Genomic DNA, 14,779 nt, shown 5'->3' on the forward strand with positions numbered 1-14,779 from the left:
GTGCAGAATGAACAAACATAATTTGTAGAGGAGACTGTTGATAATTGTTGATGACTTTTTGGCTGGTATGTCCAAATCACAAACAACAAATCACAAACAACAATCTCCGTAGTTACGTTGATTTATGTCTATTTATTTGGTTTAACTTATGAGGGTGGAGATGGTAATGATGTAGGATCTAGCTTGAACTCTTTACCTTTAAGAGTTTCTAGATTTTTCTTTTGTTCTGGTGTGAGAACAGCCAAAGCTTGCTCATTAGTATTTTTAACAATTTGCTCAAGTCTTTGGCGATTTTGAGCAATTACCTGAGTGCGTGGTTGCTTGCTATTGTCTGGATTTTGCCAATTTGCCCTCATTTTCTGAACCATCTCATCGCGCAGTTGATTCATTTTTTGAAGTTGCTCTGGGGTAAGCTTTAAATCAGCAGAGTAATCATCTTTGGTCAAAACTCCCCAACCATATATTTGCAGAGCAATTTGCTTCCAGCGTGTTTGTTGTTCTGGTGTGAGAACTGCTCCAACTTTGGTGCGAGTGTCTTGAATTTGCTTGTCTAAATCCTTGCTGATTTCTGTAATTTTCTGTTCTTGCTGTTTTTCATCAAGCCCTTTAAGACTCACTCCAGATACTCTCTGACGCAATGAAGCACGAAAATCTTCTTCTATTTGCTTGATTTTTGTACTCTGCTCGTCAGTGAGATTTAATTCTTTTTTGATTTGTGAATTTTGGAGTAATTTTAATGGATCAGAGTCTGTGCGATCGTTTCCTGGTAGCAAACTAGTAACAGGGCTGATTTCCTTACTGTCTGCTCCTGTATCAGATGTTGTCTTTACTGGTGATTCCGTCTGACTAGCTGTTGACTGTTCTGTAGGTGTATTGTTGGTCGCTTGGTTGTCTGTATTGCTACAAGCAGATAAGGACACAAAACTACCAACGGCAAACAGCAAAGACGCTAAAGTCAAAAGACTTTTTTGATAGCGCCGGTTCATTGTTCTCTCCTCATCTTTAGATTTGGTAATTCTATATTGTTATACAAGTATCAGATTTTTTTTACTTATAAAAATTTACAGTCTGTATAGATACAAATCAACTATAATTTATAGCAACAAAGCTTAATATAAGTTTACAAAACAAAACTTATCGAAAAATAGGCCAGTTTACTCATAACAATCTTCAAGTAAGCAGCAAGTAATCAGATTGGGTTTGTTGTATCCAATATCCTAAGATTAGGCAAAAATATTGAGTTTATAAAAAATTATCAATATGCATTATTTGTTAATGTTAATTATTTTAAAGTAGGATTGCAAACTACCTATTGACAAGGGTAGGTTACTCAAATACTTAACTATTGTTTGGTATCTTATTAATCCCAAACTGTTAATACTCCATCGCCTTCTTTGAGTTAAATTTTGAAGGAAATATGGAATTTAGTAGTAAACAAGCAAAATAAGAGCTTGATATATCAACTAGCCAATTGCACAATAACTTCTAGTTAAATGTGCATTTTGTAATTGTAAATATTTGTATATAGCTTTAGCAAGTAAAAATAAATGACTAACCAATTTGGTCGTACAGCTCTTTTAAGTAATAATCCCCGACTTGAGATTAATTATAAAGGAAAATCTCTTTCATTTGATTTAACTGCTGATGTGCATATCTTAGGAAGAGAGCCAAACCTCCCTCTACCCCAAGGATTGAAAATCCCTGAAGATTGGTCAGTGGTAAGTCGTTGTCAAGCTACTATCAAAAAGCAAAACGACTCTTATTATATTTATGATGGAGATGGAGAAAAACCAAGTACTAATAAACTATTTGTTAATAATACTGTAATTACGCCCAAAAAAGGTTTTCGTTTAGAGAATGGCAGTGAAATTAAAATTGCTAATAATCCCCAAAATTGGGCAATTTTAACCTACACAGAACCACGTATTAATCAACCTGTAACACCTTTAAAGAAACGCTCTATTTATCTAAAAAACCAAAATAAGCCTATCGTTTTAGGGCGTAGTGCTAATGCAGATTTAGAATTAGATGCGCCGATGATATCTCGTCGTCATGCCACGATTGAAAGAGATAGTCAGGGACATTATCTGCTGCGCGACCATAGTACTAATGGTTTATTTGTGAATCGGGAAAAAGTTACCAATTCAGTGGTTTTGTCAGCAGGTGATATTATTCAGATTGGCCCTTATACTTTTGTATTATATGGGGATGAATTAGTTCTCGCGGATAGTGGAGATAATATTCGCATTGATGTTCAACATCTTGTTAGAACTATTAAAGATAAAAATAAACAACCGATTAGATTACTTAATGATATTTCTTTAGTGATTGAACCAGGGGAGTTTGTTGCAGTAGTTGGAGGTAGTGGGGCTGGAAAATCTACTTTGCTTAAAGCTTTATTAGGTATTGAATCAACCAATGAAGGTACAGTTTATCTGAATGGGGAAAATTTAAGAACTAACTTTAATATTTATCGAAACCTGATCGGGTATGTTCCTCAACAAGATACTGTTCATACTGGCTTAAGAGTGAAGGAAGTTCTTTATTATGCTGCGAAACTCCGACTTCCTAATGATACTAACGTTGAAGAAGTTGTGCAAAAAACATTACAACAAGTAGAGTTATCTGAGCGTCAAAATACCCTAGTCAAAAACTTAAGTGGGGGACAGTTAAAACGGGTAAGTATCGGAGTTGAACTATTAGCAGATCCAAAATTATTTTTTCTCGATGAACCAACTTCTGGACTTGACCCAGGATTGGATAAAAAAATTATGCAACTGCTGCGGAAATTAGCCAATGAAGGGCGCACAGTTATTTTGGTTACTCACGCAACCAGTAACATTACTATATGTGATTTTCTAGTGTTTCTCGGTTTAGGCGGAAATCTTTGTTATTTTGGCCCACCAAATAAAGCTGCTGATTTTTTCCAAATTAATAGTGAAGAGTTTGCTGATGTTTATATAAAACTAGAAACTAAAGAGGCTGTAATTAAAGAAGCTGAAAAGTATTATGAATCAGATTATCAAAAAGAATATATTAATAATCGCTTAAGTGAGGAGAAGCAAGAAAATAACTCATCTCCTAAACCAGTTAATCGATCATTTTTTCAACAAATTACAATTCTTATTCAAAGATATATCAAACTAATTCAGAGAGATACTATTTACTTAGTTTTATCTTTGCTAACTGCACCAATTGGTATTGCTTTAATGACTTTGGCGATTCTAAATAAAGATTTTTTAATTCCTACCTTTGACCCTAAAGTTGATTTGGAATATGCATCTTTAGCAAGAAGAGTTTTATTTGTCTTTACTTGTGCAGCAATTTGGATAGGACTTGCTAGTTCTCTGCAAGAAATTGTTAAGGAATCTGCAATTTACTTGCGTGAGAGGTTAGTGAATTTGAGTTTAACAGCTTATTTAGGATCAAAAATTATAACTTTAGGTGGATTAGCTGTTATACAAAGCATATTAATCTCTCTTGTGATTATTTTGTGCTTTAGTTCTCCCACTCCTGAATTAACAATTAATTATCAACCACTCTTGATTCCTGTTCCCTGGTTTTTAGGAGTTTTTGTTACTACATTTTTAACTATCTTGACTTCTGTAAGTTTAGGATTATTGGTATCAGCTAGTACCAAGAATAGCACTCAAGCTAATAGTGCGTTACCTCTGTTGTTGTTACCTCAGATTATTTTTGCTGGGGTGTTGTTTGACATGAAAGGGGTGGGTGAATATATTTCTTGGTTAATGTTAAGTCGTTGGTCAGTTGGGGCTTATGGAATATTAGGCAAGGTGAATCTTTTAGTTCCAGTAATCACAAGTGAGGATAATGATATAAGTTCATCAATTAAACAGCTGCCAATGTTTGATAATACATTGCAAAATCTGCTTTTAAGTTGGGGATTGTTGCTTGCACACACAATTGTTTATTTAGTAATTGCTATGTGGTTACAAAAACGCAAGGATATTGTTAAGTAATTTCGCGAAGTCAATTGATGGGTTTGGGAATGGGGGAAGAAATTTTCTTATTATCTTTGTGTAATATTTACTAAGCTACCCATTGATTTTGAGCAAATCGGATGGAAAAAAGCAATAGAAGAATGGCAAAAAAGCTGATGATTGCATATCCTAAACGTGGATAACGAGTTAGTAGTAAACCGAATGCGATCGCCATTGACACAATACCATAAACATAGCGCTCAGCAGAGGCAGTTATTCCTGTATTAAAAATTAAACTGTAGGCACAAATTCCATAAATAAAGGTGACAAGGGGAATTTGATTTTTTGAAAGCAGTAACAAACCAAAACCACCAAAAATTACCACACTTTTAATTAATTCATCACCTACCAATAACCATAATAATAACCATAAAGTATATAATCCATAGTGGACTTTGTCTAAGCCTAAACGTTGATGAAATTGCCATAACAAATAACCACCACAAATAATTAATAAAAACAGCAGTGGATGCCATATATCTACAATCTTGCCGTTCTGCCAGTTTGCTTTTCCCACTACAATTTGCATCAGCATCTTTAGCCAACCTTGCCAAGCAAACCCAGCTGATTCACGCCATCCTTTCTGCGCATGAACAAAGGCTAAAGCATCACCAAACTGAATTTGGCAATACAGGCTGTAGAGAAGAATACCTAAACTAACAGCAAAACTTGCACTGTAAGCTTTAATACCTCTGCGTTCTTTCCAAGACATAAACAAAAAAGCAGGTATCAGTGCTAGTCCGGGCGATCGCGTTGCTGTAGACAATGCTCCCCAAAAGGCTGCTAAAATATACTGTTGTTTATCAAAAGCTCTTAAAGCAGCTATACTACACAACAAAAATAATCCTTCAGTGTATATTATCGTACCATAGATAGAGTAAGGACACCAGATTAAAACTGCTGTTGACCACCGTGCTGCATTTGTACTGTAACGTTCCTCTATCCAGAAATAAAGGATGATTAACGCAGCTAAAAATGCAAGGTTATTTACCAACGTACCTGCCATTTCAAAAGAGAAACCGATACTCATCACCGCACGGATTAATAAAGGAAATAACGGGAAAAATGCTACAGAAAATTCTCGTTTTTTCATGGAAAAATCGTAACCAGAAGTAGCAATTTTCCGGTAAAATTCACTATCCCAAGCTGAGAAAACATCCCACCCAAATGTTATTGTAGTGTTTGAAGGGTTGGGTAATAAAGGCGCAACTAATAGCATGGCAGCAACTATCAAAAGTCTGCTAGATAGCCACATTGCTATCGGGAAAAATAAACTATTCTGCGATAAATATTTGGACTTTAACATCAGGTTACTCAAAAAAGTATTTATCAATCAAGCTTTTTGACAAAAAAATACATATCATCACGTTGATATTGCAACTTAAAGTTTGATTGATTTTTTACTTGTTTTATTAAGTTTGTAGCAAACTCAGATGTACTTGACCATCCAGGATGGCGGACATTTAATAATATATAATCAAACGCATTTAAATCATCAATTTTCGGGAAATCTGTAGAGATAAACTTAATTAATTGACGATGGGTTAGATGTGGGGCAATTAAATCTGTGGTGAGAACATTACCTTGAGTTTTAACTAAAGCGATCGCTTCTCGTGTAGCTTGCCAATTATCTAAATATTTAAGATGTTGTGAACCAAAATAGCCAAATTTAGCTAAGGCTAAGAAGGCAACTAATGACCACAAAATAATGGCTCGCTTATTTTGTAACCATACTTTTCTTGTTGCTAATCCGGTAATTATAGCCAATATTAAAAACGGTATGATTGGTAAAGAGTAATGATAAATTAAATTTTTTTGAGAACGATGGTCGGCTAGGATATTTAGCAATAAACAAGGGATGGCACTAAATAAAGGTGTAATCTCTTGAGGTGAAAGTCCCCAAATTACAGGTGCTAGTAACAATACTAAATATTCTAAATTGGTTAAAGAAAAAACTTTTCCTAAAATCAGTCCTGGTTGGGTCAGCAAAATTTTAGTCATTTCTGGAAAAGAATTTCCCAGATAGCTATATCGATAGAAGTGGCGATTTAACGTAGCAGCCTCACTCCCAAAGTATGGGATGATCACTTTATTAGCAATTAAAAACCAGGTGATACCACTAATAATTGCGATCGCACCATACAAACGTCGCTTTTCAAAAAACCATAACCAAATTCCCATCGCCGCTACTGTCAGGGATAACACCGCTTTACATCCCAACACAATGAGAATACTCAAACAAAACCATCCAACCTGACCTAACCGTGCCGCTAAGACTGCCCACAAAAGTGCTGGTACGGCGATCGTATCTGGATGGAAATCAAATAAATTAGCGTTATATATCAACGGATACAGTAAGTAAACGATCACCATAGGTATGGCTTGGTTTGCCGTCAGCCCAGCTTGACGGGCTAGATACCATGTAGGCAATGCACCGAATGCTAATGCAAATGACTGTACCGCAAATAACCAGTAAACATGGGGATAAATTTTGTATAGCAAAGCTATGGGATACAAAATCCCAGCAGCATGATCGCCCAGAATATGAAAACCCAAGAAAGATAAAATTGGCGGTTTTCCTTGACTAATTAAGTAAACTGCCTGATCAAAAACTCCTAAGTCTCCACTTGAATTAAACAACTCGTGTCGTAAGCAGCTTGACGCGAATAAAATTAGGGCACTCACGCTAATCATCCACCCAACAACACTAAGCTGATTTAGTTTTTTTCCCATCTACAAATAGACCATCCTGATTTATCTCACGCATAGACGCAAAGCGGCTTCCCGTAGGGTAGGCGCAAAGGCCCAAAGAAGAACGCAAAAATATAGAATACCAACTCAGGGTAAGTGTAAAAAAATTCTGTCTCATCCTAGTCCCAGTCCCCAGTCCCCAGTCCCCAATCCCCAGTCCCCTACCCCACCCAGCGTTCTTGAGCAAATCCTACAGCAATCTTGGCAAGTAAGGCGATAAATAAACCTAGCGTTAAATATCCTTGGCGAGGATGGCGAGATAATAGCACACCTGTGGCTACACTGATGGGCACAATTCCGTAAGCAAGACGACTTAAGGAAATAGTACCTCCAGACGCTAGTAGTAAACCAATCCCACAAAAGCCATACATAACAGTCACTGGAGTCAGTGTTGCGCGTAAGTGCCACAATACATAACCGCCGCCCAAGACCATAACTGCATTCAGCAAGCTGTTAGTCCACTGTTCGCTAACTAGTATCAATAAACACAGAACTAAAGTATAAAAACTGTAAGCTACTACAGGACTCAAATGTTTACGGAAGCGCCATAAAAGATAACTAGTGCCAATAATTGTGACAAACAACAGAGGATACCAAGGATCTTTAATCATCCGAGAGGGGTCGTAAACCCAACCATATTGCCAGTTCTTTGTACCCAAGGGAATTTGCATCAGCATGTTTAACCAGCCACGCCAATCAAATCCTAAAGAAGGTCGCCATCCTCGCTGGGCGGCGATGAATGCTAAGGGGTCGCCAAAATGAATCGCACAATACAAACTAAATAAAAGGACTCCCGTGGCGGTAGCTAAACCCGCAATATAAGCCATGGGTGATCTGCGTTCTTTCCATGCAGCGATCGCAAAAGCTGGAATCAATGCTAAACCTGTAGGGCGTGTTGCTGTAGCCATTGCACCCCAAAGGGCTGTCCAACCGTATTGTTTTTGATCAAAAGCACGTAAAGCTGCTGTACTTAAGAATAAATACAGTCCTTCTGTATAAATTACTCCCGTAAACATGGCTGCTGGACACCAAGTTACCACAGCAATTACCCACTGGGCTGTACTAATATCATAATGATCCCGAACCCAAAAGTATAAGTAATAAACTGCTGCAAAAAAAGCCAAGTTATTTACTAACGTGCCTGCCAATTCAAACGGCAAACCCAACTTCATCAACATCCAAATGCTTAAGGGAAATAAGGGAAAAAAAGCCAGATTATGCTGATTGCCGTCGTTAACAAATTCATATCCAGAAGTGGCGATCGCGCGATAATGCATACTATCCCACGCGTCAAATACTGCCCACTCCATATTGGGCACAATTCCTTCTACGGGTAAAGGTAGCTTTGGTGCAATCAGCAACATCGCCATCCCAATCAATATGCGACTGAGAAACCACATTGCTGCGGGAAATAGGAAATCATTTTTCCATAAAATTTTTATTATATTGAGCGGAACTTTTACCATAGGTTTGAACGTTTTCACAGACTCCTTCATGCATCCTCTGACCTATGGCTGTATTCTTGTAATTTGTAAGTAATTTTTTCTACCTTATATATTTTATTAATACAGATTTTGAACTGAACAAATCGGTACATAATTGAGAGTATTTCCTACTTTGGTTGTGTTGGTAAAATTCTCAGCATTTATAATTATATATATAGTATTTATAAACACATATTTTGTCTAGTTCAATAAAAATCTAGCAATTTAAGTAGTTTATGACTAAATAAATATAACTTCTCGGTGATTACTGTTAATAGTGAGTCCCAGGCAATTTATAGTGAGAGTTGTCTGTAAATCCTTAAACAATTGTGAAAGCGATTACTCTTGTTGGTTCTACTGGTTCAATTGGTACTCAGACTCTAGATATTGTCACCCAATACCCAGAACAGTTTCGGATTGTGGGATTGGCCGCTGGGCGCAATGTAGAAATGTTAGCTGCACAAATTCGTCAGTTTCGTCCGAGTATAGCGGCGATTTGCGAAGCCGAAAAACTCCCAGCACTCCAAGAAGCCATTAAAGACCTTGATCCCCAACCGATTTTACTAGCTGGCGAAGCCGGAGTTATAGAAGTCGCCCGCTACGCTGATGCCCAAACAGTCGTCACCGGGATCGTTGGTTGTGCTGGTTTATTACCCACAATTGCCGCGATTGAAGCTGGTAAAGATATTGCCTTAGCAAATAAAGAAACTTTAATTGCTGGGGGGCCTGTAGTTTTACCATTAATTGAGAAACATGGCGTAAAAATATTACCAGCAGATTCTGAACATTCAGCGATATTTCAATGCCTGCAAGGGGTTACCCAAGGAGGCTTACGGCGGATTTTGCTAACTGCATCGGGTGGGGCTTTTCGTGATTTAGATGTAGAAAAGTTAGCAGAAGTGACAGTTGCTGATGCTTTGAAACATCCCAATTGGTCGATGGGACGTAAAATCACAGTAGACTCTGCTACTTTGATGAATAAAGGTTTGGAAGTAATTGAAGCACACTTCCTATTTGGGTTGGATTATCCAGATATCGAAATTGTTATTCATCCCCAAAGCATTATTCACTCACTGATTGAGTTGCAAGATACTTCAGTATTAGCCCAACTCGGTTGGCCAGACATGCGCTTACCTTTGTTATATGCTTTATCTTGGCCCGATCGCATCTATACAGACTGGGAAAGATTAGATTTAGTCAAAGCGGGAAATTTAACCTTCCGCGAACCAGATCATCAGAAATATCCTTGTATGCAGTTGGCTTATGCTGCGGGTAAGGCGGGTGGTTCGATGCCAGCTGTGTTAAATGCGGCAAATGAACAAGCTGTAGCACTATTTTTAGAAGAGAAAATTAGGTTTTTAGATATTCCTCGGTGTATTGAATTGGTGTGCGATCGCCATCAAAATGATAACCGGACAAATCCCTCTTTAGATGACATTTTGGCAGCAGATCAATGGGCAAGACAAGAAGTTTTGACAGCAAGTGAAAAGTTAGCAAATCATACACCTGTGCTGCTTTGAATCAAGGGATTGGGGAACTCGGGGCCCCCACTCCCAGAGGGAGCGGGGATTAGGGGTAATGGGGACTGGGAATAATTTTTTCTTTAATACAACTTTTAAAGAGCAAGAAATATTGCAGCTGCAAACACATATTCATACTGCTAACACATCAAAAAAATTACATAGTTTAGACAACCAAATGTCACCAACTTAAAGATTTTATTTCCTACTTTTATATGTATATATAAGAACATATATAAATCTTTACAATATTTTTGTGAAAAGTGTTGCTTTCTTAATAAGAAATAATTGTATTTTTGATAAAATGTCTACAGGGTAATTACGCAAATAAATCTAGATTTAGTAGATATTCCAAATTGGTGTAAAGCTTTCCTACCAGTGATTTTAGTTAAAACAAAAATTTACCCTTTTTGAAAAAACTACACTCTTTGACAAAGGTACTATTAAGGAATTGAAATAGTATGATCTCTACGTTGATTCTAGCTTGGATCATCTTTATAGTATTTTGGAAAATCTTGAAAACAACCATCAGTACTGCGTTTACCATTGCAGTCATTCTGCTTTTATTGCGGTTTGGTTTCGGTATTACTCCACAAGATATTTGGCATCAGATAAATCAGTTTGCTCAAACTCTATCCCAGTTTATTGGGAGTAAGTAATATCAATCCAAAATGACGCTCTCTACGAGACGCTAAAAGCGAACGCGGACTCGCTACCGCTACGAAGTGCAAAATTCATCCTTCCATTGCTTCAAGGGATCGAATTTCCGCCGATTTTTTGGAAATCTAATTGTGTAAGGCAGAAATTTTGGCCAATGCATTCTTAAAACTTGCAGGTAGCTGACGCATAATTTTACCCCTTTCGCGATCAAGTGCCACTAAAGTTACCTTGGCAGTGACGTATAATTGTTGTCCATCAACTGAAGCGATCGCATAATCCCAATTAATCCGGACACCAGTCACCTCAGCCATACGCGTTTTGACAACTGCTGCCATACCCAACTGAATTGAACGGTGGTAACGCACCGATAATTCCACAACTGGTAAATCACAGCCTAAAGCTACTAAATCAGCAAATTCAATTCCTATCGAACGCAAGCATTCTACCCGTGCATCTTCCATCCAAGTGAGGTATGAACCATGCCACACAATACCCGCATAGTCAGTATGGTGTGGTTGAACTCGAATCGGATACTCAAACCAATTCTCAAATTCATAACTCGATAGAGTATCAATAGCAGTGGTTGGTGGTAATTTTGGTTGGCTTGGTGTTTCTTCTAACATTTTGATTTTTTTGAGCTGCAATAAGTTTTTCCAATCTGGAATAGTACAAAAATTAATTGTGTTGGGGAACTACATAATCTAAAATTTACCCCACCAAGTATAGGGAGTATTTTGTCATGCAAATAAATCTTTGGAACCTCGATGTTGTCCCTTTGGCAGGAATAATTTTAATTGGTTTTGGGTTCACATTCCCAGCACAGGCTCAAGTAACTTTTAATGCAGGTTTACTTAACCCATACATAAAAGTAGCTCAAGCTTTACCTGATAACAATCGTACAGCAGAAATTGCCAGACTTAACGAGGAAGGTATCAAACAATTCCAACAAGGTAACTTTTCAGAAGCATTACAGAGATTACAGAAAGCTTTAGAAATCAGTAGGAATTTAGGGGAACGCTCTTGGGAAGCAGTAACATTTAACAACATTGGTAGAGTTTACCAAAAGCAAGGACAGTATTCACAAGCATTTGAATCTTATGAACAAGCTTTATTTATTGACAAAGAACTCGGAGATTTGGGGCGACTAGGCAAAACCTACAGTAATCTAGGTTATTTATTTGATATTCAAAATAAATCAGAGTTAGCTATTTTTTACTACAAACGCAGCATCATTAATCGTGAGAAATCTCGCCTCAAATCATCAGCACTTTCTGTGTCTCAACCAGACGCTTATAATATCAGTGTTCCTCAAACATACTATATTTTGGGTGAACGATTACTTAAATATGGGCGTGTTGCTGAAGCCCAACGAACAATCGATTTACTGAAAGTAGAAGAATTAGCAGGATATATTCAAAATGTGCCAGGTAATAAAAGTACTGCTAAAGGTATCGAAATCATTCCAGGGGAACAACTAGTTAAACGCAAATTAGATCAAACTCTTGATGATGCTGTTGTGCTGGGTAAAGAATTAACAAAATTACGTAAAATTCCTCCCCAAAAGCGATCGCCTCAACAAAACCAACGCATTGAGGAATTAGTCTCAACTCAACAGCAACTTTTGCAGGAATTTAACAAATTTATTAATAGTACGCCAGTTAAGGCACAAATAAATCAAATTAATCGCACAGCAAAACGGCAAAATTTGGATTTAGAAAGTCTCAACGAAATTCGAGATAATTTAGCGCGGTTGCCAACAAAATCTGTACTAATCTATCCATTGGTTTTAAAAGATAGCTTGGAATTAATTTTAGTAACTCCTGAATCTCCGCCGATTCACCGTACTGTTGCTGTCAAAAGTGAAAATCTTTTTCAAACAATTGTTACTTTCCGCCAAGCATTACAAAATCCTAGCAAGGATATCAAAACACCCGCCAGCAAGTTGTATGAATGGCTAATCAAACCAATAGAAAACGACTTGCAACAAACAGGAGCAAAAACTATAATTTATGCACCAGATAATCAGTTACGCTACATTCCTTTATCAGCTTTATATGATGGCAAGCAGTGGCTAGTTGAGCGCTTTAGTGTCAATCATATTACAGCTGCTAGTCTCACTAATTTGAATGTACCAAAAGAGTCTAGTTTACGGATTTTAGCAGGTGCTTTTACTAAAGGTAACTATCAAATTAAAATTGGCAATCGCCAAGTTACTTTTGCTGGTTTGCCTTATGCAGCACAGGAAGTGGCAATCTTAGCCGCAGCAGTTCCAGAAACTAAGAAACTTTTAGACAATACTTTTAGCCCCAAGGTGGCTGTACCGCAAATGGACGATTATACAATAGTCCATCTAGCAACTCATGCCGCCTTTGTGGTGGGTAAGCCGGAAGATTCTTTTATTTTATTCGGGAATGGCGATCGCGTTAACCTCAAAGACGTTGCTACTTGGTCACTCCCACATGTAGATTTAGTAGTTTTGAGTGCCTGTGAAACTGGCTTAGGAGGTAACTTAGGTAATGGTGAAGAAATTTTAGGCTTTGGCTATCAAATGCAACAAACAGGCGCTAGGGCTGCAATTGCTTCTTTGTGGGCTGTGGATGATGGTGGTACACAAGCATTGATGAGTGCTTTTTATACCAATCTTTCCTCTGAAAAGTTGACCAAAGTCGAAGCTTTGCGACAAGCACAAATTGCCCTAATTAAGGGAGATTTAAAAGCCATTAATCAAAATATGCCCATAGCAGTCAGTGGCAACCTTAGTCACCCCTATTACTGGGCACCCTTCATTTTGATTGGCAATGGACTCTAAATATTTTTTGCTGAGTGATCAAGCATAAAAATCCCTCTTGTCCCACTCCTTACTCCCTATTCCCCATTGTTTGGGAATAGGTAAACATTAACACTTCTTGACAAGGGTTTTAGAGGTTGTAATGTTTTGCATAGATTGCTTGACAAGATTAGCAAGTTCTTGCAATTGGTTAATTGCCTCTGCTCCCTCTAACTTCATTAACTCACGGTCATCCCGCATTTCTGTCCAAGTGATCCCGTAGTCGGATACTAAAAACCGAATCAGATGGTTATCACCTAAGCTCACCATAAACGAAGCACTATTCATTTGGTCGCCACAGGTATAACAGGATGCAGGATATCCTCGTCGCTCTAGTACAATTGCCAAGGCTTGTAAATTCATTACCAAGTCTTGAACGAATTGCCGATGTTGATGCGCTAATCTCAGAAACACTTTTGTCCTCCAGACACCACAGTCATTTTAGTTTCTTTTATATTTTCTTTAGATTTTCTCATCCACTGGTATTGTAAACTATTCATTACAATTGCCAGAGACATAAGAATCTTTAATTGGCTACCTTGCTTAGGGTAGTGGATAAATCTTGAGCTTGCCGTATCAATTTATTCAGTTTGCAGGTTGCAAATATCAGACAAAATTTCTAAGCTTAACGTTTTCTTTATATTGTTCTCTCAGAGTAGGTGTTTGCTGAAAGCAACCCGCCTTAAGAGTAACTCAATTTTGGTATCAGTCAATCAGAGAAAAACTGCTTATTGCAGGATTGTAAGCAATTTACAGCCAAATACAGTGGTTATGTAGGCTTTAGCACTACCTTACGCGTTGTTAGTGCCTTTTCCTGAAACGCATAGGCAACACACTCTTCTAAATGAATTCTAAGTATACCAAGTTAGGCTCTCCTGGATATAAAGATTTGAACAAATGACTATGCAAGTTTTGAGATTCTGGACTGGTGACTAGTTGTGCTAATTTGAGATGTTGGGTTATCTAGCCAGCGAGTAGCGCTGTTTCGAGCTTCTCTAGCGGTATCGTCTTTTCCAATTTAGTGTTTGATAGTGTTTTTGTAAAAACACCAAATTTAGGTATAGACAATAGACTTAACACCGAGAATAACCAAACTCTAGAAATCTATGTTGCCGAAATGGCAATATTTTTAGATTTTTAGACGAATAGAGCCTATTTTGAAGACTCTGTAAAGCAATAATATTTAAAACTTAAATCGTCTTACTCTGGCAAGAGTAGTAAATAATATCTCTACACACCAGAGTATGAAGAAATTTAAAAGTCTATCAAAGAGTTTAATTTTATTAATATTATTTTAGGCATAACTTATTTTAATTATTTATTTCAACTAATTAATTATCTTTTATTTAAAGATGATCGACGGAAATCTAGACATGCACAGAGGCGAGGCAGTGTGATCTTGGGGAGCCACTGCGTTGGACGGGTTTCCCGGCAGCCGCGCAAGTGGCGGGGTTTCCCCCATGAACAACTGCCGTCAGTGAGCAGGTTTCCCCCTGGTGACTTTGCGCTCAATCCCCATTACAAAACTTAATTACG

At 37.6% G+C, this 14,779-nt stretch carries 10 protein-coding genes; 4 read left to right on the plus strand and 6 right to left on the minus strand.

The genetic code is table 11. The features are described from left to right. Positions 1–146 precede the first annotated feature (146 nt). Positions 147–986: a Spy/CpxP family protein refolding chaperone gene (locus tag AC5JMF_RS30440; protein WP_495799435.1), complete on the minus strand. Its 840-nt coding sequence runs from the start codon at positions 984–986 to the stop codon at positions 147–149. A 561-nt stretch (positions 987–1,547) separates the two neighbouring features. Here AC5JMF_RS30440 and AC5JMF_RS30445 point away from each other — a divergent pair. Next, the gene (locus tag AC5JMF_RS30445; RefSeq protein ID WP_495799436.1) at positions 1,548–3,980 is read left to right on the plus strand and encodes an ATP-binding cassette domain-containing protein; all 2,433 of its coding nucleotides are present in this window, start codon (positions 1,548–1,550) and stop codon (positions 3,978–3,980) included. Between the two features lie 70 nt (positions 3,981–4,050). Here the strand turns inward: AC5JMF_RS30445 and AC5JMF_RS30450 are convergent, their stop codons facing one another. The 3 genes from AC5JMF_RS30450 to AC5JMF_RS30460 form a co-directional block, all read right to left on the minus strand. Beyond that, positions 4,051–5,307, minus strand: coding sequence for a mannosyltransferase family protein (locus AC5JMF_RS30450; protein WP_495799437.1), 1,257 nt, complete (start codon positions 5,305–5,307; stop codon positions 4,051–4,053). Positions 5,308–5,330: 23 nt separating this feature from the next. Beyond that, positions 5,331–6,734, minus strand: coding sequence for a DUF2079 domain-containing protein (locus tag AC5JMF_RS30455; protein ID WP_495799438.1), 1,404 nt, complete (start codon positions 6,732–6,734; stop codon positions 5,331–5,333). 179 nt (positions 6,735–6,913) lie between these two features. Then, positions 6,914–8,218, minus strand: coding sequence for a mannosyltransferase family protein (locus tag AC5JMF_RS30460; protein ID WP_495799439.1), 1,305 nt, complete (start codon positions 8,216–8,218; stop codon positions 6,914–6,916). Positions 8,219–8,565: 347 nt separating this feature from the next. Here AC5JMF_RS30460 and dxr point away from each other — a divergent pair, with 347 nt between their 5' ends. Together dxr and AC5JMF_RS30470 are read left to right on the plus strand one after the other, a co-directional pair. After that, a complete protein-coding gene (gene dxr, locus AC5JMF_RS30465; RefSeq protein ID WP_495799440.1) occupies positions 8,566–9,756 on the plus strand; it encodes a 1-deoxy-D-xylulose-5-phosphate reductoisomerase in 1,191 nt (396 codons plus the stop codon). A gap of 461 nt (positions 9,757–10,217) precedes the next feature. Further along, on the plus strand, positions 10,218–10,415 hold the full coding sequence (locus AC5JMF_RS30470; RefSeq protein ID WP_495799441.1) for a hypothetical protein: 198 nt from the start codon (positions 10,218–10,220) through the stop codon (positions 10,413–10,415). A 126-nt stretch (positions 10,416–10,541) separates the two neighbouring features. Here the strand turns inward: AC5JMF_RS30470 and AC5JMF_RS30475 are convergent, their stop codons facing one another. Beyond that, positions 10,542–11,039 carry an acyl-CoA thioesterase gene (locus AC5JMF_RS30475; RefSeq protein ID WP_495799442.1) on the minus strand — a complete coding sequence of 166 codons (498 nt, stop codon included), beginning with the start codon at positions 11,037–11,039 and terminating at the stop codon, positions 10,542–10,544. Positions 11,040–11,155: 116 nt separating this feature from the next. Between AC5JMF_RS30475 and AC5JMF_RS30480 the strand changes: the two genes are divergently transcribed. After that, positions 11,156–13,225 carry a CHAT domain-containing protein gene (locus tag AC5JMF_RS30480; RefSeq protein WP_495799443.1) on the plus strand — a complete coding sequence of 690 codons (2,070 nt, stop codon included), beginning with the start codon at positions 11,156–11,158 and terminating at the stop codon, positions 13,223–13,225. Positions 13,226–13,312: 87 nt separating this feature from the next. Here AC5JMF_RS30480 and AC5JMF_RS30485 read toward each other — a convergent pair whose 3' ends face one another. Further along, on the minus strand, positions 13,313–13,657 hold the full coding sequence (locus AC5JMF_RS30485; RefSeq protein WP_495799444.1) for a DUF1815 family protein: 345 nt from the start codon (positions 13,655–13,657) through the stop codon (positions 13,313–13,315). Between the last annotated feature and the right edge of the window lie 1,122 nt (positions 13,658–14,779).

It is taken from the genome of Desmonostoc vinosum (assembly GCF_059505385.1).